The sequence below is a fragment of the Pseudomonas sp. MDV22-iso1 genome (genome assembly GCF_058145095.1).
Map to the genome: position 1 here is coordinate 1 of NZ_JBYVMF010000031.1, position 25,615 is coordinate 25,615.

At 58.7% G+C, this 25,615-nt stretch carries 23 protein-coding genes and 1 pseudogene; 12 read left to right on the top strand and 12 right to left on the bottom strand.

Annotated features, from left to right (window positions below):
* From AC3ZVB_RS25445 to rpsB, 9 genes are all read right to left on the bottom strand, one after another.
* On the bottom strand, positions 1–143 hold a 143-nt coding region (locus tag AC3ZVB_RS25445), incomplete at its 3' end, for a hypothetical protein (protein ID WP_490148085.1).
* Between the two features lie 74 nt (positions 144–217).
* On the bottom strand, positions 218–1,570 hold the full coding sequence (rseP, locus tag AC3ZVB_RS25450; RefSeq protein WP_490148065.1) for an RIP metalloprotease RseP: 1,353 nt from the start codon (positions 1,568–1,570) through the stop codon (positions 218–220).
* A 56-nt stretch (positions 1,571–1,626) separates the two neighbouring features.
* Entirely contained in the window at positions 1,627–2,817 is a 1,191-nt protein-coding gene (gene ispC, locus AC3ZVB_RS25455; protein ID WP_162440143.1) for a 1-deoxy-D-xylulose-5-phosphate reductoisomerase, read from the bottom strand.
* Positions 2,814–3,620, bottom strand: coding sequence for a phosphatidate cytidylyltransferase (locus AC3ZVB_RS25460; RefSeq protein WP_490148066.1), 807 nt, complete (start codon positions 3,618–3,620; stop codon positions 2,814–2,816). The genes ispC and AC3ZVB_RS25460 overlap by 4 nt, the downstream gene beginning before the upstream one ends.
* Complete coding sequence (uppS, locus tag AC3ZVB_RS25465; RefSeq protein WP_194691227.1) at positions 3,620–4,375, bottom strand: polyprenyl diphosphate synthase; 756 nt, start codon at positions 4,373–4,375, stop codon at positions 3,620–3,622. Before uppS ends, AC3ZVB_RS25460 begins: the two co-directional genes overlap by 1 nt.
* Positions 4,376–4,388: 13 nt before the next feature.
* The gene (gene frr / locus AC3ZVB_RS25470) at positions 4,389–4,946 is read right to left on the bottom strand and encodes a ribosome recycling factor (protein ID WP_131059158.1); all 558 of its coding nucleotides are present in this window, start codon (positions 4,944–4,946) and stop codon (positions 4,389–4,391) included.
* Entirely contained in the window at positions 4,943–5,686 is a 744-nt protein-coding gene (gene pyrH, locus AC3ZVB_RS25475) for a UMP kinase (protein ID WP_003172271.1), read from the bottom strand. The genes frr and pyrH overlap by 4 nt, the downstream gene beginning before the upstream one ends.
* Positions 5,687–5,897: 211 nt before the next feature.
* The gene (gene tsf, locus AC3ZVB_RS25480) at positions 5,898–6,761 is read right to left on the bottom strand and encodes a translation elongation factor Ts (RefSeq protein ID WP_033056302.1); all 864 of its coding nucleotides are present in this window, start codon (positions 6,759–6,761) and stop codon (positions 5,898–5,900) included.
* Positions 6,762–6,952: 191 nt separating this feature from the next.
* Entirely contained in the window at positions 6,953–7,690 is a 738-nt protein-coding gene (gene rpsB, locus AC3ZVB_RS25485) for a 30S ribosomal protein S2 (protein WP_003219330.1), read from the bottom strand.
* A gap of 373 nt (positions 7,691–8,063) precedes the next feature.
* Between rpsB and map the strand changes: the two genes are divergently transcribed.
* The 4 genes from map (at position 8,064) to AC3ZVB_RS25505 (ending at position 13,858) form a co-directional block, all read left to right on the top strand.
* Complete coding sequence (gene map / locus AC3ZVB_RS25490; RefSeq protein ID WP_162440139.1) at positions 8,064–8,846, top strand: type I methionyl aminopeptidase; 783 nt, start codon at positions 8,064–8,066, stop codon at positions 8,844–8,846.
* 58 nt (positions 8,847–8,904) lie between these two features.
* Positions 8,905–11,607 (top strand): [protein-PII] uridylyltransferase, encoded by a 2,703-nt coding sequence (locus AC3ZVB_RS25495; RefSeq protein ID WP_490148067.1) that lies wholly within the window; start codon positions 8,905–8,907, stop codon positions 11,605–11,607.
* A 156-nt stretch (positions 11,608–11,763) separates the two neighbouring features.
* Positions 11,764–12,963 (top strand): succinyldiaminopimelate transaminase, encoded by a 1,200-nt coding sequence (gene dapC, locus AC3ZVB_RS25500; RefSeq protein ID WP_490148068.1) that lies wholly within the window; start codon positions 11,764–11,766, stop codon positions 12,961–12,963.
* Between the two features lie 166 nt (positions 12,964–13,129).
* Complete coding sequence (locus tag AC3ZVB_RS25505; RefSeq protein ID WP_490148069.1) at positions 13,130–13,858, top strand: zinc metalloprotease; 729 nt, start codon at positions 13,130–13,132, stop codon at positions 13,856–13,858.
* An 8-nt stretch (positions 13,859–13,866) separates the two neighbouring features.
* Here AC3ZVB_RS25505 and AC3ZVB_RS25510 read toward each other — a convergent pair whose 3' ends face one another.
* Positions 13,867–15,498, bottom strand: coding sequence for a Na+/H+ antiporter (locus AC3ZVB_RS25510; RefSeq protein ID WP_194691229.1), 1,632 nt, complete (start codon positions 15,496–15,498; stop codon positions 13,867–13,869).
* 282 nt (positions 15,499–15,780) lie between these two features.
* Between AC3ZVB_RS25510 and AC3ZVB_RS25515 the strand changes: the two genes are divergently transcribed.
* The 4 genes from AC3ZVB_RS25515 to AC3ZVB_RS25530 all read left to right on the top strand — a co-directional run bounded on the left by AC3ZVB_RS25515 (position 15,781) and on the right by AC3ZVB_RS25530 (position 18,976).
* Positions 15,781–16,143, top strand: a complete 363-nt coding sequence (locus tag AC3ZVB_RS25515) for an ArsC family reductase (protein ID WP_010462846.1) — start codon at positions 15,781–15,783, stop codon at positions 16,141–16,143.
* A gap of 33 nt (positions 16,144–16,176) precedes the next feature.
* Positions 16,177–17,211 carry a 2,3,4,5-tetrahydropyridine-2,6-dicarboxylate N-succinyltransferase gene (dapD, locus tag AC3ZVB_RS25520; protein WP_162440134.1) on the top strand — a complete coding sequence of 345 codons (1,035 nt, stop codon included), beginning with the start codon at positions 16,177–16,179 and terminating at the stop codon, positions 17,209–17,211.
* Between the two features lie 152 nt (positions 17,212–17,363).
* Positions 17,364–18,569 (top strand): aminotransferase class V-fold PLP-dependent enzyme, encoded by a 1,206-nt coding sequence (locus AC3ZVB_RS25525; protein ID WP_490148070.1) that lies wholly within the window; start codon positions 17,364–17,366, stop codon positions 18,567–18,569.
* A complete protein-coding gene (locus tag AC3ZVB_RS25530) occupies positions 18,566–18,976 on the top strand; it encodes a SufE family protein (RefSeq protein WP_162440132.1) in 411 nt (136 codons plus the stop codon). The genes AC3ZVB_RS25525 and AC3ZVB_RS25530 overlap by 4 nt, the downstream gene beginning before the upstream one ends.
* A gap of 145 nt (positions 18,977–19,121) precedes the next feature.
* On the opposite strand, the gene tcdA is transcribed toward AC3ZVB_RS25530, so the two are convergent.
* Positions 19,122–19,940: a tRNA cyclic N6-threonylcarbamoyladenosine(37) synthase TcdA gene (gene tcdA / locus AC3ZVB_RS25535; protein ID WP_162440131.1), complete on the bottom strand. Its 819-nt coding sequence runs from the start codon at positions 19,938–19,940 to the stop codon at positions 19,122–19,124.
* Between the two features lie 225 nt (positions 19,941–20,165).
* On the opposite strand from tcdA, the gene AC3ZVB_RS25540 reads away from it, so the two are divergent.
* The 4 genes from AC3ZVB_RS25540 to AC3ZVB_RS25555 all read left to right on the top strand — a co-directional run bounded on the left by AC3ZVB_RS25540 (position 20,166) and on the right by AC3ZVB_RS25555 (position 25,449).
* Complete coding sequence (locus tag AC3ZVB_RS25540; protein WP_194691231.1) at positions 20,166–22,757, top strand: glycosyltransferase; 2,592 nt, start codon at positions 20,166–20,168, stop codon at positions 22,755–22,757.
* 271 nt (positions 22,758–23,028) lie between these two features.
* Entirely contained in the window at positions 23,029–24,180 is a 1,152-nt protein-coding gene (gene dapE, locus AC3ZVB_RS25545; RefSeq protein ID WP_162440129.1) for a succinyl-diaminopimelate desuccinylase, read from the top strand.
* Entirely contained in the window at positions 24,180–24,989 is an 810-nt protein-coding gene (locus tag AC3ZVB_RS25550) for a putative RNA methyltransferase (protein ID WP_490148071.1), read from the top strand. Before dapE ends, AC3ZVB_RS25550 begins: the two co-directional genes overlap by 1 nt.
* A gap of 82 nt (positions 24,990–25,071) precedes the next feature.
* Positions 25,072–25,449 carry a hypothetical protein gene (locus tag AC3ZVB_RS25555; protein ID WP_162440127.1) on the top strand — a complete coding sequence of 126 codons (378 nt, stop codon included), beginning with the start codon at positions 25,072–25,074 and terminating at the stop codon, positions 25,447–25,449.
* A 91-nt stretch (positions 25,450–25,540) separates the two neighbouring features.
* On the opposite strand, the pseudogene AC3ZVB_RS25560 reads toward AC3ZVB_RS25555, so the two are convergent.
* Positions 25,541–25,615: pseudogene (locus AC3ZVB_RS25560) on the bottom strand (cold shock domain protein CspD); the annotation flags it as partial.

Here is a 25,615-nt window from a genome sequence, read left to right on the forward strand (position 1 = left end):
TTCAACGGCAAGGCACCAAAGACGCTACCCGCGGAGACCCGCTGGAGGCCATTGACGCGAATATCAGAGATAGTGAAGGACTCGGCGTGAACTTCGGCGATCATCAATACGGTGAGAACCGCAGTTAGCAGCAGACGTTTCATGAAGTCCTTTCTTATTCCAACTGGCAATAAACAAACTGCCGCAAAATGCGGCAGATTCGCAATTCAGCGAAGTGTTACAGACGACCCAAATCATTGACCAGAGCGAGCAACATCACCCCGACCACCAAACTGATGCCGATCTGTATCCCCCAACCCTGCACCCGATCCGAAAGGGGGCGACCACGCGCCCACTCGATCAGATAAAACAACAAATGCCCCCCATCCAGTACCGGAATGGGCAACAAATTCAGAACACCCAGGCTAATACTCAGATAAGCAAGGAAATTCAGGAAATCAGCGACGCCCGACTGGGCAGAAGCGCCCGCCACTTTAGCAATGGTTATCGGTCCACTCAAGTTTTTTACCGAGAGCTCACCGAACAACATTTTCTTTAGCGAATCGAGGGTCAGTACGCTCATGGTCCAGGTGCGTCGAGCTCCCTCCCCAATCGCGGCCAGAGGACCGAAACTGACTTCACGGATCATCTCTGGTGGCCAATCGACAGCCTTCACCCCCGCCCCGAGGTAGCCGCTCGGCGCCTTGCTCTCGCCGCGAGCCGCGAGAGTAACAGGGACGTCGATTTGAGCACCGTCGCGCTCGACGCGCAGCAGGATTTTGGCATCAGGACGCAAGCGAACGGTATCAACCACTTGCTGCCAGTCATCGAACGATTTGCCGTCAAGGGCCAGCAATCGATCGCCAGTCTTCAGGCCAGCGGCCTGTGCCGGGCCTTTCGGGTCGATTTCTGCCAGTACCGGCGGCAACGCTGGACGCCACGGACGAATACCCAACGAGCGAATCGGATCAGGCTCATCGGCACCCTTCAGCCACTTATCCAGCACGAGTTCACGAGGCGAATCAGCCGTGGAGCCCTGGTCGCGGACCAGTAGCTGCAGCGAACCACTTTCCCCCAGTCGGCGCACCAATTGCAGATTGACCGCGGCCCAACCGGAAGTCGGCTCGCCATCAATGGCAACAATTTCCTGACCTGCGGCCAGGCCCGCCTTGGCGGCGATGCTCCCCGACTCGACGCCACCAATGACAGGGCGCACCTGGTCGCTGCCCAGCATGGCAAGCACCCAGAAAAAAAACATCGCCAACAAGAAGTTGGCTATCGGGCCCGCCGAGACAATAGCGATGCGCTGGCGTACGGTTTTGCGATTGAAGGATTGATCGAGCTGATCGGCTGGCACTTCGCCTTCGCGCTCATCCAGCATCTTGTCGTAGCCACCCAGGGGAATGGCGGCAACCACAAATTCCGTACCCTGCTTATCGTGCCAGCGCAGCAGCGGCATACCGAAGCCTACGGAGAAACGCAGCACTTTTACGCCACAACGACGCGCGACCCAGAAATGGCCGAACTCGTGGAAGGTGACCAGCACACCCAACGCTACCAGGGTGCCGACAATCATATAGAGCGCGCTCATTTACTTTCTCCGCATTCCTGTTCAGTGCTGCATGGACCCGCGTAAAGCAACACTTGTTACCGCCCGTGACGACTCAACCATTGCTCTGACAGCACACGCGCCTTGGCGTCTGCCGTGAACACTGCCTCGAGATCATTCACCGCAACGACAGGTTCCAGATTCAAGACTTCTTCGATGATACTCGCGATTTCCAGGTAACGAACCCGCCCATCGAGAAACGCCGCGACAGCCACTTCATTCGCCGCGTTCAGCATGGCTGGCGCACTATCGCCCGCCTCTGCCGCCTGACGCGCAAGGCGCAGGCACGGGAAACGCTCTTCATCGGGCGCCTGAAAATCCAGGCGTCCAATGGCAAACAGATCCAGCGGCGCCACGCCCGAGTCAATGCGCTCCGGCCAGGCCAGCGCGTTGGCGATCGGCGTGCGCATATCAGGATTGCCCAACTGCGCCAGTACCGAACCATCGATGTAATCGACCAACGAATGAATCACGCTCTGCGAGTGAATCACCACTTCTACCTGGGACGGCTTGGCGTCGAACAACCAGCAGGCTTCGATCAGCTCGAGCCCCTTGTTCATCATGCTGGCCGAATCCACAGAAATCTTGCGACCCATGGACCAGTTAGGATGGGCGCAGGCTTGTTCCGGCGTGACGTGGACCAATTCGGCGAGCGGCGTCTGGCGGAACGGTCCGCCCGACGCTGTCAGCAAGATCCGACGAACACCTACCTGCCCCAGGCCACGAGCGAAATCCCGCGGCATGCACTGGAAGATCGCATTGTGCTCGCTGTCGATCGGCAACAGCACCGACCCGCTCTTGCGCACAGCCTGCATGAACAGAGCACCGGACATCACCAGTGCTTCTTTATTGGCCAGCAGGATTTTCTTGCCAGCCTCGACTGCAGCCAGGGTCGGACGCAAACCCGCGGCACCGACAATTGCAGCCATGACCGCGTCCACTTCTGGATCGGAGGCCACCTGACACAAGCCTTCCTCGCCGACCAGCACGCGTGTCGATAGGCCAGCAGCACGAAGATCATCCTGCAGAGTGCGAGCTGCAGCGACCTCAGGCACCACGGCAAACCGAGGTGAATGCTTGATACACAGCGCCAGCAGCTCACTCAAACGAGTGAACCCGCTCAAGGCAAACACCTGGAATCGATCAGGATGACGGGCAATGACGTCGAGCGTGCTCAGACCAATCGAACCCGTCGCGCCCAGGACAGTAATCAGTTGTGGGCGGCTCACGGTGCCGCCATCCACAACAACACCGCAAACACTGGAATAGCCGCAGTCAGGCTGTCGATGCGATCCAGCACCCCACCGTGACCGGGCAGCAGGTTACTGCTGTCCTTGATCCCGGACTGGCGCTTGAACATGCTCTCGGTCAGGTCGCCCACGACAGAGATAAATACGATCACAGCAGCACCCAGCAAGCCTTTGAGCAGCTCCGCCACCGTCCAGTCGCGAACAAGACCGACGATGGCGGTAATCACCAGGCTTAACGCCAGGCCGCCGTAGACACCTTCCCAACTCTTGCCAGGGCTGACCTGTGGCGCCAGCTTGCGCTTACCAAAGGCACGCCCGGAGAAATAGGCACCGATATCAGCACCCCAGACCAGCACCATGACCGCCATGATCAGCCAGTTCCCCAAAGGCTCCTGCTTGATCAGGATCAAGCCTTGCCAAGCCGGCAGCAGCACCAGCAAGCCGATCACCAGCTTGCTGGCCGCACTGGCCCAATGGCCGCTGGAACGTGGATACGTCAGCACCAGGTAGGTCGCAACCCCCCACCACAGCACCGAAGCGCCCAACACCCATGGCGCCAGCCCGGGCAATATGTGCATAAAGAACAGCATCACCGCGACGACCGCCGCATAGGCAACGCGAATCGGCTGCTCCTCGAAGCCCGCCAGGCGAGCCCATTCCCACGCGCCCAAAGTCACGACCAGGCCGATAAACAGCGCAAAACCGGAACCTTCAAGGAGGAAGAAGCCGCAAAGGGCAATAGGAAGCAGGATCAGTGCTGTGATGATTCGTTGTTTAAGCATTAAGCCCGGGCTCCAGCTTCAACCTGCTCGCTCGTTTTACCGAAGCGGCGCTGGCGCGAAGCGAAATCGGCCAGCGCTTTGCGCATGGCGTCGTGTTTGAAGTCCGGCCAGAACAGGTCGGAGAAGTACAGCTCGGCGTACGCCAGCTGCCACAGCAGGAAGTTACTGATGCGATGTTCGCCACCCGTACGAATGCACAAGTCAGGCATCGGCTGATCGCCTGTAGCCAAACAGGTCTGCAGCAGATCCGGCGTAATGTCCTCCGGACGCAGATGACCTGCCTGAACTTCACGCGCCAGACGCTGCGCCGCTTGGGCGATATCCCACTGGCCACCGTAGTTGGCAGCGATTTGCAGAACGAGCCGGTTGCCGCCCACCGTCATCGCTTCAGCCTCGCGCATGGCGGCCTGAAGCTCTGGATGGAAGCGCGAGCGGTCACCAATGATGCGCAAACTGATGTTGTTATCGTTGAGGCGCTTGGCCTCGCGACGCAACGCCTTGAAGAATAACTCCATCAAGGCGCTGACCTCATCTGCAGGGCGCTGCCAGTTCTCGCTGGAGAAGGCGAACAGGGTCAGAACCTCGACCTTCGCCTCGGCACACACCTCAATCACCGCACGAACCGCGTCAACACCCGCTTTATGCCCGGCGACACCGGGCAAAAAGCGTTTTTTCGCCCAGCGGTTATTACCATCCATGATAATCGCGACATGGCGCGGCACCGCGAAGGGTGCAGTCTGCTTAGTCTTTTCCATGAAAACGTGACCCTTATACGGCCATCAGGTCCGCTTCTTTCTGCTTGGTCGCCGCGTCGATATCAGCCTCAGCCTTATCGGTGAGCTTCTGGATATCGGCAGCAGCACGACGTTCTTCGTCTTCGCTGATTTCCTTGTCCTTGACCAGTTTCTTGAGATCGCCAAGCGCATCGCGACGAATGTTGCGCACAGCAACACGAGCATCTTCTGCGGCGCTGCGGGCCTGCTTGGTGAAGCCCTTACGGGTTTCTTCAGTCAGGGCAGGCATGGAGATCAACAGCAACTCACCCAGGTTGGTCGGATTGAGGTTCAAACCGGCGCTCTGGATTGCCTTGTCGACCGCCGCGAGCATGTTGCGCTCAAACGCCACGACCTGAAGGGTCCGGGAGTCTTTGACCGTGATGTTGGCTACTTGGGTGATGGAAGTGTCTGCACCGTAGTACGGGACCATCACGCTGCCCAGAATGCTTGGGTGAGCCTTGCCGGTACGAATCTGACCAAATGCATGGTTCAGAGAGTCCAGGGATTTCTGCATGCGCTCTTGAGCGTCTTTCTTGATTTCGTTGATCATTGTTGGCCTTCCTCGATCAGGGTCCCTTCAGCTCCGCCATGCACGATGTTCAGCAGGGCGCCGGGCTTGTTCATATTAAATACGCGCAGCGGCATCTTGTGGTCGCGGCACAGGCAAATCGCTGTCAAATCCATCACGCCCAGCTTGCGATCCAGCACTTCATCGTAGGTCAGATGATCGAACTTCTCGGCATGCGGATCTTTGAATGGGTCAGCGGTGTAGACGCCATCGACCTTGGTCGCCTTGAGCACGACATCGGCATCGATTTCGATAGCACGCAAGCACGCTGCCGAATCCGTGGTGAAGAACGGATTACCGGTACCTGCCGCAAAAATGACGACTTCTTTGGCGTTCAGATGGCGCATGGCTTTGCGACGATCGTAGTGATCGGTCACGCCTACCATGGAGATGGCCGACATTACGATGGCCGAGATATTGGCACGTTCCAGCGCGTCGCGCATGGCCAGGGCGTTCATCACAGTGGCCAGCATGCCCATGTGGTCGCCGGTGACCCGATCCATGCCGGCCGCGCTCAGCGCTGCACCGCGGAACAGGTTGCCGCCGCCAATTACCAGACCGACCTGGACGCCGATGCCGACCAGCTGGCCAACTTCCAGCGCCATGCGGTCCAGCACCTTGGGATCAATCCCGAACTCTTCCGAGCCCATCAAGGCCTCGCCGCTAAGCTTGAGTAGAATGCGTTTATAGCGAGCCTGATAACCACTGCCCTGCTGAGCCATTGCGAATCTCTCCTGCGGCGTATTTTAAAAAAATTCTTTGCGAGCTGTTTTCAGCTGGCGTTCACTCTAGCGTGGCGCTGCTTCAGCGCCATCGGAACATGGCTTTGTAAGCCAGTTCCAAAGGGAAACCAATAAAAAATTGGTGCCCCATCTGAAAAGAGGCTGCGCGCGTGAGCGGGCAGCCTCTTCAGGGCGACAGTTGAAAACTGTCTTATTGCTTGGCGGCAGCCAGCTGGGCAGCAACTTCTTCAGCGAAGTTGTCGACCGGCTTCTCGATGCCGTCGCCTACTTTGAAGTAGGTGAAGGAAACGATTTCGGCACCGGCTTTCTTGGCCAGTTCGCCAACCTTGATTTCAGGGTTCTTGACGAACGCCTGCTCAACCAGGCTCGCTTCAGCCAGGAACTTGCTGATACGACCTTTAACCATGTTTTCAACGATGTTTTCCGGCTTGCCGGCGATCTTGTCAGCGTTGAGGGTCAGGAACACGCCCTTCTCACGCTCGACCGCTTCAGCGGAAACTTCCGATGGCAGCAGGAATTCAGGGTTGGTCGCCGCTACGTGCATGGCGATGTCTTTGGCCAGCTCGACGCTGCCGCCTTTAAGGGCAACCACAACACCGATCTTGTTGCCGTGCAGGTAACCACCGACAACGTCACCTTCGACGCGTGCCAGACGACGGATGTTGACGTTCTCGCCAACCTTGCCGACCAGAACCAGACGATCGGCTTCTTGAGCGGCGATCAGTGGAGCGACGTCAGTCAGCTTGTCAGCGAACGCTTTTTCAACGCTGGAAGCAACGAATGCCTTGAAGTCGTCCTGCAAAGCCAGGAAGTCGGTCTGCGAGTTCACTTCCAGCAGAACGGCCGATTTACCGTCTTCTTTCAGCGCGATAGCGCCTTCAGCGGCAACGTTGCCAGCTTTCTTGGCAGCTTTGATGGCGCCCGAAGCACGCATGTCATCAATGGCTTTCTCGATGTCGCCGCCAGCCTTGGTCAAGGCCTTTTTGCAATCCATCATGCCTTCGCCGGTACGCTCGCGCAGTTCTTTGACCAACGCTGCAGTAATCTCTGCCATTTCAAAATTCCTCTTGGATAGGTTTTCAACCATTCCACCCGATCGAACGGGCGTTCAATTCTTCTCGAACCACCTTGTTAGCTGCTGCACGTTACAAATGCTGTAGCTGCGCCGCTGACAGATGGTTTTCGAGGTGGCAAAAAGGGGGCCAAGCCCCCTTTTTGCTTACTGAGTCAACGCCAAGGCGTCAATTACTCAGCTGCAGCTACCGGAGCTTCTTCAACGAACTGCTCGGTGCCGCCAGCAACGTGGTTGCGACCACGGATGACAGCGTCAGCCATCGAACCCATGTACAGCTGGATAGCGCGGATTGCGTCATCGTTGCCTGGGATGATGTAGTCAACGCCTTCCGGGCTGCTGTTGGTATCGACTACGCCGATAACCGGGATGCCCAGCTTGTTGGCTTCGGTGATCGCGATGCGCTCGTGATCAACGTCGATAACGAACAGTGCGTCTGGCAGACCGCCCATGTCCTTGATACCACCCAGGGAACGATCGAGCTTCTCAAGATCGCGAGTGCGCATCAGCGCTTCTTTCTTGGTCAGCTTGGCGAAAGTACCGTCTTCGGCTTGCACTTCAAGGTCACGCAGACGCTTGATGGAAGCACGGATGGTTTTGAAGTTGGTCAGCATGCCGCCCAACCAGCGGTGATCGACGTACGGCGAACCGCAACGTGCTGCTTCTTCAGCAACGATCTTGCCAGCGGAACGCTTGGTGCCGACGAACAGAATCTTGTTTTTGCCCTGGGCCAGACGCTCTACGAAAGTCAGAGCTTCGTTGAACATTGGCAGGGTTTTTTCAAGGTTGATGATGTGGATCTTGTTACGCGCGCCGAAAATGTATTTACCCATTTTCGGGTTCCAGTAACGGGTTTGGTGACCGAAGTGCACACCGGCCTTCAGCATATCGCGCATGTTGACTTGGGACATGATAGTTCCTTAATAAGTCGGGTTTGGCCTCCACGTATCCCAATGACCAACCAGCAGCATCAGCTGAAGGCACCCAGGTCATCGTGTCGACACGTGTGTGGATTTAAGCTCTTCGGGGTATCCCCGGAAAGCGGCGCATTTTATATCATAAGGTTGCAAAAAACGGAACCCGGATTCTTAAATCCTGACGCACGCCTTTATTCGCCCCTTGGAATCGCTCAAGAATGCGCCCATCTATAGACAGATGCGATGCACAGAGGCTCAGATATGCGCTGGTCGTCTGTTAGAATCGCGTTTTTAAGGGCTGCGAAGATTGATCGCGCACCGCCCATTCCGAATTAGTTAAGCGCCGTCGAGCGCAGAGAGAGCCTGTATGACCGTCACCCTCAAGACCCCAGAGGACATCGCAAAGATGCGTGTCGCCGGCAAACTGGCCGCCGACGTGCTCGAAATGATTGCCGAACATGTCAAGCCGGGGGTCACGACCGAAGAGCTGGACCGCATCTGCCACGACTACATCGTCAATGTGCAGCAAGCCATCCCTGCCCCGCTCAACTATAAAGGCTATCCGAAGTCTATCTGCACCTCGATCAATCACGTGGTCTGCCACGGGATCCCGAACGAGAAACCGCTCAAGGATGGCGACACGCTGAACATCGACGTCACCGTGATCAAGGACGGCTACCACGGCGACACCAGCCGCATGTTCCACGTCGGCACGGTCCCCCTCTGGGCCGAGCGCCTGTCGCAGATCACCCAGGAGTGCATGTACAAGGCCATTGAAATCGTCAAGCCTGGCTGCCGTCTCGGGGATATCGGCGAAGTGATACAGAAGCATGCCGAGAAGAATGGCTTTTCGGTGGTCCGCGAGTTCTGCGGTCACGGCATCGGCAAGGTGTTCCACGAAGAACCGCAGATTCTGCACTACGGCCGAGCGGGCACCGGCATGGAGCTGAAAGCCGGCATGACCTTCACCATCGAACCGATGATCAACCAGGGCAAGGCCGACACCAAAGTGTTGGGCGACGGCTGGACCGCGATCACCAAGGACCGCAAGCTTTCGGCCCAGTGGGAACACACCCTGGCGGTGACCGAAACCGGTTACGAGATTTTCACCCTGCGCGCCGACGACACCATCCCGCGCGTTTCGGCTTAATAAGGGCCGCATCGCGCTCAGCCTTAGCGCTTAGTCTTACAAACAGGAAAGCCAATCAATGCCGCAGGTGGATCCAGAACTCTTCGACCGCGGCCAGTTCCAGGCTGAACTGGCCCTGAAGGCAAGCCCTATCGCCGCCTTCAAGAAGGCGATCCGCCAAGCCCGCGAGGTACTCGACGGGCGCTTTCGCAGCGGCCGGGACATTCGCCGGCTGATCGAGGATCGCGCCTGGTTCGTCGATAACATCCTGCAAAAGGCCTGGGAACAGTTCAACTGGAGCGAAGACGCCGACATCGCGCTAATTGCGGTCGGCGGCTACGGCCGGGGAGAGCTTCACCCCTATTCCGACATCGACCTGCTGATCCTGCTCGACAGCGCCGACCACGAAGTTTTCCGTGACTCCATCGAGCGATTCCTGACGCTGCTGTGGGACATCGGCCTGGAAGTCGGCCAGAGCGTTCGATCAGTCGACGAGTGCGCCGTCGAGGCCCGCGCCGACCTGACGGTGGTCACCAACCTGATGGAAAGCCGCACCATCTGCGGTCCCGAGCGATTGCGCCAGCGCATGCTGGAAGTCACCAGCACCGCGCACATGTGGCCGAGCAAGGACTTTTTCCTGGCCAAACGCGCCGAGCAAAAAGCCCGCCACCACAAGTACAACGATACCGAATACAACCTGGAACCCAACGTCAAAGGCTCCCCCGGCGGCTTGCGCGATATTCAGACGATTCTCTGGGTCGCCCGCCGCGAATACGGCACCTTGAACCTGCGCGCACTGGCAGGCGAAGGTTTTCTGGTTGAAAGCGAAAACGCCTTGCTGGCTTCTTCCCAGGAGTTCTTGTGGAAAGTCCGTTACGCCCTGCACATGCTCGCGGGTCGCTCCGAGGACCGCCTGCTGTTCGATCACCAGCGCTCCATTGCCGGGTTGCTGGGTTTCGAGGGCGATGACGCCAAGCAAGCCATTGAAAACTTCATGCAGCAGTATTATCGGGTGGTGATGAGCATTGCCCAACTCAGCGACCTGATCATCCAGCACTTCGAGGAAGTCATCCTCGCACCGGAAGACGAAGCGCCTCCGCAGCCGATCAACTCGCGGTTCCAACTGCACGACGGCTACATCGAGGCCCGCAACGACAACGTTTTCCGCCGCACCCCCTTCGCGATGCTGGAAATCTTCGTGCTGATGGCCCAGCAGCCGGAAATCAAAGGCGTGCGTGCAGACACCATTCGTCTGCTGCGTGAACACCGCCACCTGATCGATGACGATTTCCGTAACGACATCCGCAACACCAGCCTGTTTATCGAGCTGTTCAAATGCAAGATCGGCATTCATCGCAACCTGCGCCGGATGAACCGTTACGGCATCCTCGGGCGTTATCTACCAGAGTTCGGCTTCATTGTCGGGCAGATGCAGCACGACCTGTTTCACATCTATACGGTCGACGCCCACACCCTGAATCTCATCAAACACCTGCGCAAATTGCAGTACACGCAGGTGTCGGAAAAATTCCCGCTGGCCAGCAAACTCATGGGCAAGCTGCCAAAACCAGAGCTGATCTACCTGGCCGGGCTGTACCACGATATTGGCAAAGGCCGGCATGGCGACCACTCCGAAATCGGCGCGGTGGATGCCGAGGCCTTTTGCCAGCGCCACCAGTTGCCGTTGTGGGACAGCCGGCTGATCGTCTGGCTGGTGCAGAACCACCTGGTGATGTCGACAACCGCCCAGCGCAAGGACTTGTCCGACCCGCAAGTGATCCACGACTTCGCCCAGATCATCGGTGATGAAACCCACCTGGATTACCTGTACGTGTTGACCGTTGCGGACATCAACGCCACTAACCCGACGCTGTGGAACTCCTGGCGCGCGAGCCTGTTGCGCCAGCTCTATACCGAAACCAAACGCGCCTTGCGCCGTGGCCTGGAAAACCCGGTGGATCGCGAAGAGCAGATCCGCCAGACCCAAAGCGCCGCCCTGGATATTCTGGTCCGCGGCGGCACCGATCCGGACGACGTCGAACAGCTGTGGGCACAATTGGGTGACGACTATTTTCTGCGCCACACTGCCGGCGATGTTGCCTGGCACAGTGACGCGATTCTCCAGCAGCCGGCTGATGGCGGGCCGCTCGTTCTGATCAAGGAAACCACCCAGCGCGAATTCGAGGGCGGCACGCAGATCTTCATTTATGCACCGGACCAGCACGACTTCTTCGCCGTGACCGTGGCAGCGATGGATCAGCTCAACCTGAACATTCATGACGCCCGAGTCATTACCTCCAGCAGCCAGTTCACCCTCGACACCTACATCGTGCTTGACACTGATGGCGACTCGATCGGCGACAATCCTGCACGGGTCAAACAGATTCGCGAAGGCCTGACCGAAGCCCTGCGCAACCCGGACGACTACCCGACCATCATCCAGCGACGGGTGCCGCGACAACTGAAGCACTTTGCGTTTGCGCCTCAAGTGACGATTCATAACGATGCCCAGCGTCCGGTGACGGTGCTGGAACTCAGCGCGCCGGACCGTCCTGGCCTGTTGGCAAGGATCGGTACGATCTTTCTGGAATTCGACCTGTCCCTGCAGAACGCCAAGATCGCCACCCTGGGGGAGCGCGTGGAAGACGTGTTCTTTATCACGGACGCGAACAACCAGCCGTTGTCGGATCCGTTGCTGTGCAGCCGCTTGCAGGATGCAATCGTCGAACAACTGACCGTCAATCAGGAATCCGATATCAAACTGTCGCGCATCAGCATCTGAAACTACCTATTCCCCCTGTGGGAGTGCCCCCTGTGGCGAGGGGATTTATCCCCGTGCGGCTGCGAAGCAGTCGTAAAGTTTTCAGGGCCGCTTCGCAGCCCAGCGGGGATAAATCCCCTCGCCACAGGGGTCACTTCCGGATTGAACGAGACCAGCATGAACAACGCACTGAACCAGCTCCAGCCTTACCCTTTCGAAAAGCTCCGCGCCCTGCTCGGCAGCGTTACGCCAAACCCGGACAAGCGCGCCATCGCCCTGTCCATTGGCGAGCCCAAGCACCGTTCTCCGAGCTTCGTCGCCGAGGCTTTGGCAAGCAATCTGGATCAGATGGCCGTATACCCGACGACCCTCGGCATACCGGCTTTGCGTGAAGCCATCACGGCCTGGTGCGAGCGTCGCTTCAACGTGCCGACGGGCTGGCTCGACCCGGCACGCAACGTGTTGCCGGTCAACGGTACCCGGGAGGCGCTGTTTGCCTTCACGCAAACCGTCGTCAACCGTGGCGAAGACGCCCTGGTCGTCAGTCCGAACCCGTTCTATCAGATCTACGAAGGCGCGGCGTTTCTCGCCGGAGCCAAGCCACACTACCTGCCTTGCCTTGACGAAAACGGTTTCAACCCGGATTTCGAGGCGGTATCCCCGGACATCTGGAAACGCTGCCAGATCCTGTTCCTGTGCTCCCCAGGCAATCCGACAGGAGCGTTGATTCCAGTCGACACCCTGAAAAAACTCATCGCCCTGGCTGACGAATACGATTTCATAATTGCCGCGGACGAGTGCTACAGCGAACTGTACTTCGACGAGCAAACCCCACCGGCTGGCCTGCTCAGTGCGTGTGTGGAACTGGGTCGCAAGGACTTCAAACGCTGCGTGGTGTTCCACAGCCTGTCCAAGCGCTCCAACCTGCCGGGCCTGCGTTCGGGCTTCGTGGCCGGTGATGCGGACATTCTCAAAGGCTTCCTGTTGTATCGCACCTACCACGGCTGCGCGATGCCGGTTCAGACCCAACTTGCCAGTATTGCCGCGTGGAATGACGAAGCGCATGTACGCGCCAACCGTGACCTCTATCGCGAGAAGTACGACGCTGTGCTGGAAATTCTGAGCCCGGTCATGGACGTGCAGCGCCCCGATGGTGGTTTTTACCTGTGGCCAAATGTTGAAGGTGATGACGAAGCGTTTTGCCGCGACCTGTTCCGCGAAGAGCATGTGACCGTGGTGCCCGGGTCTTATCTGTCCCGCGAGGTAGACGGTTTCAATCCAGGTGCAGGCCGAGTGCGCCTGGCACTTGTAGCGCCGCTGGCAGAATGTGTCGAGGCAGCAGTGCGCATTCGTGCATTCATTACCGGACAACAATAAATAACACGTCCCGTGCTGTGCAATGCAGGCACGGGACTTTTCTTCAATATCAGCTTACAACACCACCCACCCCTCTACCCGCATCAATACTATCCTGAACTTTGACTTCATAAGATCATGCCTTCTGGAACGAGGCAGACTGTTTTAATTGACAAGGATGTAACTTATGCACAGCGAACAGTTCGTTAAATTAATACAACCGCTTAGTACACTAGCGTCATATGACATGGCGATAAAAGAAACGCCCAACAATGCCGAACCCACGTCACCCGGCAAGCGAAGCAAACGCGCTGTCGGCACCTACAGCAAGTTTTGGGACAATGGCCGAACCCTGACCGTTTCCTTCATGGAAACGCTACCTGACGAACTGGAGTATCGAGTAGAAAGAATCATCAGACAGTGGGACCCACACCACAGCCTCGCGCTCGATTTTGTAAAGAATCGCCCAGCCGACATCCGGCTTTACCTGGGTGGAAAGCACAATGAATCCTACCTGGGTACTGATGCCTTGATAGCACCTCCCGATCAACCCACTCTGCTCGTCGCATCGAAACCGGACCATTGGTCTTTTGAGCGCACATTACTGCATGAGTTTGGTCACGTACTGGGTTTGGAGCACGAACATCTGCACCCCCATGCCAGAATTCCCTGGAACAAGGAAAAGGTCTATGACTTCTACCGCGACACTCAGGGCTGGAGCAAAACAGACGTTGATATCAATCTATTCAACGTCAGCAAAGACCCGCGCACTCACACAGGAACCTACGATAAACAATCGATCATGCACTACAGCATTCCGAACGAACTCACTTACGGAGACTGGCAAGTAGGTCACAATCTGGTAATCAGCGAACAAGACAAGATCAATATAAGAACGATATATCCCCGCCTCTAACCAGCTCATTATTTAATTTGCCCCAAGTTTGCTTCACTCAGGTCCAGTTCCCCAAGCACCTCACGCAATACATCATCACCAATCTGGTGGTGACGGCTGAGTTTGTACAACTCCAGGCGCTGCGCTCGCAGCGCCTTCAATCTCATGCGTCGCTCCAGCAAATCCATCTGGAATGCTAGTGCCTGAGCTTCTGCCGAATCGTTGAACACGTCCAATTGATGCCGGTACTCGGACATGATCCGCGCCCTCAATTCAGCCGCCAACGCTGTTTCGGCAGCATCCTGGGGATTGACCTCCTCTGACTCGAGCGCCTGAATCGCGGCTTCAGCCGTTTTGCGCCACGCGTCACGCACTTCACTGCGCCGTTTGTCGTCAGGGCTGGCTTCAATGCCGCGCAGCAAAAGCGGCAACGCGATGCAGGCGGCAACCAACGACAGCAAAATCACCCCGGCAGCGATGAAAATCAGCAAATCACGCTCAGGAAAAGCCTCTCCCCCCATCAACATTGGCACCGACAGCACACCCGCCAGTGTCACCGCCCCTCTTACTCCGCCAACGGTCAGCAACCAGCAGGATCGGGCGGTAGGCACTTGGGTCATTTCATCCTTACCGCGCCAGCGACGCAGCAGTCCGGAAAAGCGCCACGTGCTCTGCACCCAGACAAACCGCAACACCAGCAGCACCAGAAATATCGCCACGACGTCCAGGCAGCGATAAAGCAGGGTTGGCCACAACGATGTCTCATGGCTGGCCACCGCCTTGATGATGTCTGGCAACTGCAAGCCCAACAGCAAAAAGATCAAGCCGTTGAAGGCGAACTCCAGTAATGACCAGACACTACGATTAAGCAGCCGAGTGCTGGTCTGCCGAGGCAACAGGTCGAGCCAGCTCTGCATCATCCCTGCCGCGACGGCCGACAGGATGCCCGACGCCCCCAGTCGTTCAGCAAGTACGTAAGCCGCAAACGGCAGCAACAACATGAACACCACATGCGTTGCCGGGTCGTCCCAGCCGCGAGCAATCATCCAGGACCGCAAACGCCCCACCAGCCAACTTAGCGCCACGCCGACGGCCAGCCCACCGATCGCCACCAGAACAAACGTCAGGCTTGCATTGGCCAACGAGAAAACGCCGGTCACTGCTGCGACCAGGGCAAACTTGAACGTCACCAGACCCGAGGCGTCGTTCATCAGCGCTTCACCCTGCAGCATGTGCATCAACGGCGTTGGCAGGCGATTACGGGAAATCGCCGACACCGCCACGGCATCTGTCGGTGACAGCACCGCCGCCAATGCGAATGCCACCGGCAGCGGAATGCTCGGCAACAGCCAATGAATGAAATATCCGGCGCCCACGACGGTAAACAGCACCAGTCCCACGGCCAGCATCAGAATCGGCCCGCGCAGCCGCCACAGTTCACGCTTGGGCATGCGCCAGCCGTCCGAGAACAGCAGCGGCGGCAAAAACAAAAATAGAAACAATTCAGGATCCAGCGCCACATGCAAACCCAGTGTCGGCCAGGCCAGTAGGGCTCCAGCGCCAATTTGCACCAGCGGTAGCGGCAGCGGGATGACTCGCCCCACCAGGCGTGAAACGCTCACCAGCATCAGCAGAATCAGGACGGTATAGGCGGTTTGCATAAAACGGGTTTCCCGGACATTCGACAGCATTGAAGTGCCATATTAGCCGCTTAGACTGGCGGCTGGCCGTTGTACCAATGTCGCATCGCGAGTATCAGCCTGTCTGATATCCCTGTACGAGCGAGCTTGCTCGCGATCGCGATGGGTCAGTCAATATCGATGTTGGACGGTTACATCGCCACCGCGAGCAAGCTCACTCCCACAGGGTTTTGGGTATTAACTGAAGGGTCATGGCATAATCCTTCACCTTATTTTTCCAGCACCTGTAAAGGGGGCAATTCCTTGACCGTTTCAAGTAAAACGTTGCACCTTTTCGGCATCAAAGCCTGCGACACCATGAAAAAGGCGCGCACCTGGCTCGATGAACACGCTGTCAGCTATGACTTCCATGATTACAAAACGGCCGGTATCGACCGTGAACACCTGACCCAGTGGTGTGATGAGCACGGCTGGCAAGTGGTGTTGAACCGTGCAGGCACGACCTTTCGCAAACTCGACGACGAACGCAAAGCCGATCTCGACCAGGCGAAAGCCATCGAACTGATGCTCGCACAACCTTCGATGATCAAGCGCCCGGTGCTCGATCTCGGTGACCGTACCCTGATTGGCTTCAAGCCAGATATCTACGCGGCAGCGCTCAAGTAAGCCAGCCCGTTCAATTTTGTTAGAGGTATTCACATGTCCACTACCCTGTTCAGCCTGGCCTTTGGTGTCGGCACTCAAAACCGTCAAGGCGCATGGCTGGAAGTGTTTTACGCGCAGCCACTGCTCAATCCGTCCGCCGAACTGGTTGCCGCCATTGCGCCTATTCTGGGCTACACCGCAGGCAACCAGGCCATCACGTTCACCACCGCCCAGGCCTCTCAACTGGCTGAAGCCGCCAAAGGCGTCGACGCGACCCAGGCCGCACTGCTGACCCGCCTGGCCGAAAGCCACAAACCGCTGGTTGCCACCCTGCTGGCCGACGATGCGCAACTGACCTCGACGCCTGAGGCTTACCTCAAACTCCACCTGCTGTCCCATCGCCTGGTCAAGCCACACGGCCTGAACCTGGCCGGCGTGTTCCCGTTGCTGCCGAACGTGGCCTGGACCAGCCAAGGTGCGATCGACCTGAGCGAACTGGCCGAGCACCAACTTGAAGCGCGTCTGCGCGGCGAACTGCTCGAAGTGTTCTCGGTGGATAAATTCCCGAAAATGACCGATTACGTGGTTCCGGCCGGCGTGCGTATCGCTGATGCCGCCCGTATTCGTCTGGGCGCTTATGTCGGTGAAGGCACGACCGTGATGCACGAAGGTTTCGTCAACTTCAACGCAGGCACCGAAGGCCCGGGCATGATCGAAGGCCGCGTGTCGGCTGGCGTTTTCGTCGGCAAGGGTTCGGACCTGGGTGGCGGTTGCTCGACCATGGGTACCTTGTCGGGCGGCGGCAACATTGTGATCAAGGTCGGCGAAGGCTGCCTGATCGGCGCCAACGCCGGTATCGGTATCCCGCTGGGCGACCGCAACACCGTTGAATCGGGCCTGTACGTCACCGCTGGCACCAAAGTCGCGCTGCTGGACGAGAACAACCAGTTGGTCAAAGTCGTCAAGGCCCGCGAATTGGCTGGTCAGCCGGACCTGCTGTTCCGCCGCAATTCGGAAACCGGTGCCGTGGAGTGCAAAACCCACAAATCGGCGATCGAACTGAACGAAGCGTTGCACGCTCACAACTAAGCGTCGCACTCCCACCCGTGTAGGAGCGAGCTTGCTCGCGAAAAACGTAACGGCAACGCGGTCATCCAGATAGCACGCGTTATCGTTTACGCCCATCGCGAGCAAGCTCGCTCCTACAAGGGTTCGGCGTACACCCACCAGGGCCCGCTAACATGATGATTCCCTCTCCCTGGCGCGCCGACTTTCCGGCCATCGCTGCGCTGCAACGGCAAGACCAGACCTATCTGGACAACGCCGCCACCACCCAAAAACCTCAAGCACTGCTGGATGCTCTGGCACATTACTACGCCAATGGCGCGGCCAACGTGCATCGGGCGCAACACCTGCCCGGCGCCCACGCCACCCAGGCGTTCGAGGACAGCCGTAGCAAAGTCGCCCAATGGCTGAACGTCGGCGAATGCGGACAAATCATCTTCACCCACGGCGCCACGTCTGCGCTGAACCTCCTGGCCTATGGCCTCGAACATTTATTCCGACCGGGCGATGAGATTGTCATCAGCGCCCTGGAGCATCACGCCAATCTGCTGCCGTGGCAGCAACTGGCCCTGCGTCGTGAACTGAAACTGGTGGTCTTGCCGCTGGGTGCCGACGGTTTGATTGACCTTGCAGCCGCCGCACAGCTGATCAACCCACGCACCCGCTTGCTGGCAGTCAGTCAGCTGTCCAATGTGCTCGGCGCCTGGCAACCGTTGACCTCGTTGCTGGCCATGGCCAAGGCGCACAATGCGCTGACCGTGGTCGACGGTGCCCAAGGCGTGGTGCATGGTCGCCATGACGTGCAGGCGCTGGGCTGCGATTTCTATGTGTTTTCCAGCCACAAGCTCTACGGACCCGATGGCCTGGGTGTGCTGTTCGGGCGCACTGAAGCCCTTGAACAGCTGCGGCCCTGGCAGTTCGGCGGTGAAATGGTGCTGGACGCCAATTACCACGACGCCCGCTTCCGCTCGGCGCCGCTGGGTTTTGAAGCGGGCACACCACCGATTGCCAGCGTGATTGGCCTGGGCGCGACGCTGGATTATCTTGCCGGGCTCGATCAAGACGCGGTATCCGCCCACGAAGCGGCGCTGCATGAGTATCTGCTCAAGGGCCTTGAGGCACGCAACGGCATTCGCCTGTTGGGTAAACCGCAGCTGGCACTGGTCAGTTTTGTCGTCGAAGGCGTGCATAACTCCGATGTGGCCCATCTGCTGACAGAGCAAGGCATCGCCGTACGCGCAGGCCATCACTGCGCCATGCCTTTGCTGAAAAGCTTTGAGCTGGCCGGAGCGATCAGGGTGTCGTTGGCGCTGTACAACGATTCCGAAGACCTGGAACGCTTCTTTGAGGCGCTGGATCAGGCGCTGGAGATGCTGCGATGAGTTTGCCTGCTGATGCGGTTACTGCGCTGGACACTTTTCAGAATGCGGCTGGCTGGGAACAACGCGCGCGACTGCTGATGCAATGGGGCGACCGCCTGCCCGCACTGAGCGATGCAGACACGGTTGACGCTAATCGGGTGCATGGCTGTGAAAGCCAGGTGTGGCTGGTAGCTACGCTCGTCGACGGGCACTGGCAGTTTGCGGCGAGCAGCGATGCGCGATTGATTCGCGGGTTGGTGGCGTTGTTGCTGGCTCGGGTCAATGGTTTGTCGGCGGCAGAGCTGCAGCAGGTGGATTTACCGGAGTGGTTCAATCAGCTGGGGTTGAGCCGGCAACTCTCCCCGTCTCGAAGTAACGGCCTCAATGCCGTACTGCAGCGAATGAATGAACTTGCTGCAACCCTGTAGGCCCGATCGCTGCCAGGTATGTAGCAGCTGCCGAGGCACGAGGCTGCGTTGGGCTGCGCAGCGGCCCCGAGGGCAGTCCTGCGGACACGCAACGCAGCCTCGTGCCTCGACAGCTGCTACACGGCTGAGCGTATAGAACTCGATGTCAGGCTTGAGGCTTAACCCGATCCGCCGGCCGCCGCACCCCTGCCACAATCTTGTCCACAGCCTTGGTCGCCGCGACCATGCCGAACGTCGCCGTCACCATCATCACCGCGCCAAACCCGCCCGCGCAGTCCAGCTTCACGCCATCCCCGACGAAACTCTTCTGCAGGCAAATGCTGCCATCCGGTTTCGGGTAGCGCAGTTGCTCGGTCGAGAACACGCACGGCACGCTGTAGTGGCGGGTCACGGTGCGGGAGAAGTTGTAATCGCGGCGTAGCGTTGAACGCACTTTCGAAGCCAGCGGGTCATTGAATGTGCGGTTCAAGTCGCAGACTTGAATCAGCGTCGGATCAATTTGCCCACCCGCTCCACCGGTCGTGATGATCTGGATCTTGCGACGCTTGCACCAGGCGATCAACGCCGCCTTGGCATTCACGCTGTCGATGCAGTCGATCACGCAATCGATGTTCGGCGTGATGTATTCGGCCATGGTTTCCCGGGTCACGAAGTCCGCCACCGCATGCACGGTGCACTCGGGGTTGATCCCGCGCAGACGCTCAGCCATGACCTCGACCTTGGGTTTGCCCACGGTGCTGTCCAGCGCATGCAGCTGCCGGTTGGCGTTGCTGACACAGACATCGTCCAGGTCAAAAAGGGAAATCTCGCCCACACCACACCGCGCGATGGCTTCCGCCGCCCAGGAACCGACGCCGCCGACGCCGACGATCGCCACATGCGCCGCGCGCAGGCGTGCGAGACCTTCGATGCCATACAACCGGGCGATGCCTGCAAAACGCGGATCTTCTGTACTCATGACCATTACCCCAAAAACCGGCGCGCATTATAGGGCTTCGCAGCGACAAGTTTTAAGCTTAAGGCTACAAGTGTAAGAACTTATGTGAAAGTGCAGTGCCAAAAGTCAGGCATTTCCCTGTTCGCTGTACGGTCAGTGAACGCCCGGTGTAGGATGCGCGCCCCTGCTCTTAGGCAGCCCCGTCACCGCCAAAACCTTCGTTCCACAGCCTTTTTGGAACCTGAAATAGCCATGTCATCGCGTAAATTTGGACTCAACCTGGTCGTGGTGCTCGCCATCGCAGCCTTGTTTACCGGCTTCTGGGCACTGATCAATCGCCCGGTCACTGCCCCTAACTGGCCTGAACAGATCTCCGGCTTTTCCTACTCGCCGTTTCAGCAAGGCCAGTACCCACAAAAAGACCAGTACCCGACCGACGAGGAAATGCGTCGCGATCTGGAGATCATGAGCAAGCTGACGGACAACATCCGGACTTACTCGGTAGACGGCACATTGGGTGATATCCCCAAGCTGGCGGAAGAGTTCGGCCTGCGCGTGACGCTAGGGATCTGGATCAGCCCGGACCAGGAACGCAATGAACGAGAAATCCTGCGTGCCATCGAAATCGCCAACACCTCCCGCAGTGTGGTTCGTGTGGTTGTAGGCAACGAGGCGATCTTCCGTAAGGAAATTACCGCCGCGGAACTGAGCGTGATTCTGGACCGCGTCCGCGCGGCCGTAAAAGTCCCGGTGACTACCTCCGAGCAATGGCACGTCTGGGAAGAACACCCTGAACTGGCCAAGCACGTTGACCTGATTGCTGCCCACGTCCTGCCGTACTGGGAGTTCATCCCGGTGGACAAGGCCGGCCAGTTCGTCCTCGATCGCGCTCGCGACCTGAAGAAGATGTTCCCGAAAAAACCGCTGCTGCTATCGGAGGTTGGCTGGCCGAGCAACGGCCGCATGCGCGGCGGCACCGACGCCAGCCCGGCAGATCAGGCGATTTACCTGCGCACCCTGGTTAACAAACTCAACCGCCAAGGCTTCAACTACTTCGTGATCGAAGCCTTCGACCAGCCGTGGAAAGCCAGTGACGAAGGTTCGGTAGGCGCGTACTGGGGCGTGTTCAACGCCGCACGCCAACAGAAATTCAACTTCGAAGGCCCGGTGGTAGCGATCCCGCAATGGCGTGTGCTGGCGATCGGTTCTGCAGTCCTGGCCTTGCTCTCGCTGACCTTGTTGATGATCGACGGTTCGGCCCTGCGCCAACGGGGCCGCACCTTCCTGACCTTCATTGCGTTCCTGTGCGGTTCGGTGCTGGTATGGATCGGTTACGACTACAGCCAGCAATACAGCACCTGGTTCAGCCTGACGGTGGGGTTCCTGCTCGCCCTCGGTGCGCTCGGTGTGTTTATCGTGCTGCTGACCGAGGCCCACGAACTGGCCGAAGCGGTCTGGACGCACAAGCGTCGAAGAGAATTCCTGCCCGTAGTGGGGGATTCGGATTACAGACCCAAAGTCTCGATTCACGTGCCTTGCTACAACGAGCCGCCGGAGATGGTCAAACAGACCCTCAACGCCCTGGCCAATCTCGACTATCCGGATTTCGAAGTCCTGATCATCGACAACAACACCAAGGATCCGGCGGTCTGGGAACCGGTGCAGGCCTACTGCGAAACCCTCGGCCCGCGCTTCAAGTTCTTCCACGTCGCCCCGCTGGCCGGTTTCAAGGGTGGCGCGCTGAATTACCTGATCCCGCATACCGCCAAAGATGCTGAAGTGATTGCGGTGATCGACTCGGACTACTGCGTAGACCCGAACTGGCTCAAGCACATGGTGCCGCACTTCGCCGACCCGAAAATCGCCGTGGTGCAATCGCCACAGGATTATCGCGACCAGAACGAAAGCACGTTCAAAAAGCTCTGCTACGCGGAATATAAAGGCTTCTTCCATATCGGCATGGTCACCCGTAACGACCGTGACGCGATCATCCAGCATGGGACCATGACCATGACCCGGCGCTCGGTGCTGGAGGAATTGGGCTGGGCCGATTGGTGCATCTGTGAAGACGCCGAGCTCGGTCTGCGGGTGTTCGAGAAAGGCCTGTCAGCGGCGTATTACCACACCAGCTACGGCAAGGGGCTGATGCCCGATACCTTTATCGACTTCAAGAAACAGCGTTTCCGCTGGGCCTATGGCGCGATTCAGATCATCAAGCGTCACACCGCCAGTCTGTTGCGCGGCAAGGACACCGAACTGACCCGCGGCCAGCGTTATCACTTCCTGGCGGGCTGGTTGCCGTGGGTCGCCGACGGCATGAACATCTTCTTCACCGTGGGCGCCCTTTTGTGGTCCGCGGCGATGATTATCGTGCCGCAGCGTGTCGATCCACCGTTGTTGATTTTCGCGATCCCGCCCTTGGCGTTGTTCGTGTTCAAGGTTGGCAAGATCATCTTCCTGTACCGTCGCGCGGTCGGGGTCAACCTCAAGGACGCGTTCTGTGCAGCCCTGGCTGGGCTGGCGTTGTCGCACACCATCGCCAAAGCGGTGCTGTACGGTTTCTTCACCAGCAGCATTCCGTTCTTCCGCACACCGAAAAACGCCGACAATCATGGCTTTTGGGTCGCGATTTCCGAGGCGCGTGAAGAAGTGTTCATCATGATGCTGCTGTGGGGCGCTGCGCTGGGAATCTTCCTGGTGAACGGCTTGCCGAGCAACGACATGCGCTTCTGGGTGACCATGTTGCTGGTGCAGTCGCTGCCGTATCTGGCGGCGCTGATCATGGCGTTCCTGTCTTCGCTGCCGAAACCGGCGGCGGAAGTCGAAACCGCACCGGCTGTCTAAATCGCTACAGATGCACTAAACGGCGGCCAATGGTCGCCGTTTTGCTTTAAGATAACCGCCATTTTGCAGGCCCAGCCCCAATTCCTGTAGGAGCAAACCTGTGGCGAGGGGACTTGTCCCCGTTGGGTGGCGAAGTCGCCCCGAAAATTCAGTCATCGCGGTGACTCAAGCAAATTGCGTGTACTGGTTTTACGACTGCTTCGCAGCCGAACGGGGCAAGTCCCCTCGCCACACAGGCTTGCTCCTACATTTACAGCTTCCGGAGTTTTTCATGACGGCCCACGCCGACCTTTCGCCGACCCTTCAACTCGCCATCGACCTGATCCGTCGTCCGTCCGTGACGCCGGTCGACGCCGATTGCCAGAAGCAGATGATGCAGCGCCTGGGCGACGCCGGTTTCAAGCTGGAACCGATGCGCATCGAGGATGTGGATAACTTCTGGGCGACTCACGGTAAACATGACGGCCCGGTGCTGTGCTTCGCCGGTCACACCGACGTCGTGCCGACCGGCCCGGTGCAGGCCTGGCAGATCGACCCGTTTAACGCACTGATCGACGAGCACGGCATGCTCTGTGGCCGAGGCGCGGCGGACATGAAAGGCAGCCTTGCGGCCATGACCGTGGCGGCCGAGCGTTTCGTCACCGACTACCCGGACCATAAAGGGTCCGTGGCTTTCCTCATCACCAGCGACGAAGAAGGCCCGGCGCACCACGGCACCAAAGCCGTGGTCGAACGCCTCGCTGCGCGCAACGAGCGTCTGGACTGGTGCATCGTCGGCGAACCGTCGAGCACCACGCTGGTCGGTGATGTGGTCAAGAACGGTCGTCGCGGCTCCCTCGGTGCCAAATTGACCGTACGCGGTGTGCAAGGTCACGTGGCCTACCCGCACCTGGCGAAAAATCCGATTCACCTCGCCGCCCCGGCCCTGGCTGAACTGGCCGCCGAGCATTGGGACCACGGCAACGATTTCTTCCCGCCGACCAGCTTCCAGATTTCCAACGTGAATTCCGGCACGGGCGCCACCAACGTGATTCCGGGTGATCTGGTGGCGGTGTTCAACTTCCGTTTCTCGACCGAGTCGACCGTTGAAGGCCTGCAGAAACGCGTCGCCGACATCCTCGACAAGCACGGCCTGGACTGGCACGTCGATTGGGCGCTCTCCGGTCTGCCGTTCCTGACCGAGCCGGGTGCGCTGTTGGATGCCGTGGCGTCGAGCATCAAGGACGTCACCGGTCGCGAGACCAAAGCGTCCACCAGCGGCGGTACGTCTGACGGTCGTTTCATTGCGACCATGGGCACGCAAGTCGTCGAACTGGGTCCGGTCAACGCCACGATTCACCAGGTCAACGAGCGCGTACTTGCCGCCGATCTCGACGTATTGACCGAAATCTACTACCAGACCCTGATCAAGTTGCTCGCCTGATGCTGGCCTGCCCGATCTGCAGCGAACCGCTGAATGCGGTGGACAACGGCGTGGCGTGCCCCGCCGGCCATCGTTTCGACCGCGCGCGGCAGGGTTACCTGAACCTGCTGCCGGTGCAGCACAAAAACAGCCGCGACCCTGGGGATAACCTGGCGATGGTCGAAGCCCGGCGCGATTTCCTCAACGCCGGCCATTACGCGCCGGTCGCCAAGCGTCTGGCGGAGTTGGCGGCGCAGTACGCGCCGCAGCGCTGGCTGGACATTGGTTGTGGCGAGGGTTACTACACCGCGCAAATCGCCCAGGCCTTGCCGAATGCTGACGGCTACGCGCTGGATATTTCCCGTGAAGCGGTCAAACGCGCCTGCAAACGTAACCCGCAGTTGACCTGGTTGATCGCCAGCATGGCCCGCGTACCGTTGGCTTCAGGCAGTTGCCAGTTTCTCGCCAGCGTTTTCAGTCCTCTGGACTGGGAAGAAGCCAAGCGTTTACTGAGCCAGGGTGGCGGGTTGATGAAAGTCGGACCGACCAGCGGGCATCTGATGGAATTACGCGAGCGGCTGTACGACGAAGTCCGTGAATACACCGACGACAAGCACCTCGCCCTGGTGCCGGAAGGCATGGCGCTGCAGCACAGTGAAACCCTGGAATTCAAACTGACCCTGGAAAAGAGTCAGGACCGGGCGAACCTGTTGGCGATGACACCTCACGGCTGGCGCGCCAGCGCTGAGCGTCGAGCGGCCGTCATCGATCAGGTCGAGCCGTTCGAAGTCACTGTTTCCATGCGCTACGATTATTTCGTGCTGCAATAACCTTTAATTTTTGGTCTTGAGCAATGGCTTGAGGCCGGCTAAATCCGCGAATGGATTTTTCAGACCCGCAGTGAGGACATCCATGCGCCAACCCGATATCGAGATTTACCTGAAAGACGCTGACGTCGACTACAAGGCCATCGCAGCCTGGCTCGGCGCCGCGCTGGGCCCGTGCACCGACTGGGTACAGAAAGGCCAGACCTACAAGTGCAAGGCAGGCAATGTGCCCGTCACCTGGCTGCCGAAAGCCGTCGGAAAATGGAACAGTCTGTACCTGGAAAGTGACCAGACCCCGTGGGAAGACGACATCGCCTGCGCCCGCGCTGCGTTCGCCGCGCTGAACGTCGAAGTACGTTGCGCTCCGGGTACCTGGGTCGAGGAAGAAGGCGAGGAAACCGCAGATCGCTGGATGCGCATCAGTGCCGATGGTGAAGAAGAGATCACCTGGAAAACTGTTTAAAAGCGAAAAGATCGCAGCCTGCGGCAGCTCCTACAGGGTCATGTGTACACCCGTAGGAGCTGCCGCAGGCTGCGATCTTTTGATCTTTAGGTTACAACCCAACAACATCCTCAGCCTGCAACCCCTTCTCCCCCGTCACCACCGCATATTCAACCTGCTGACCTTC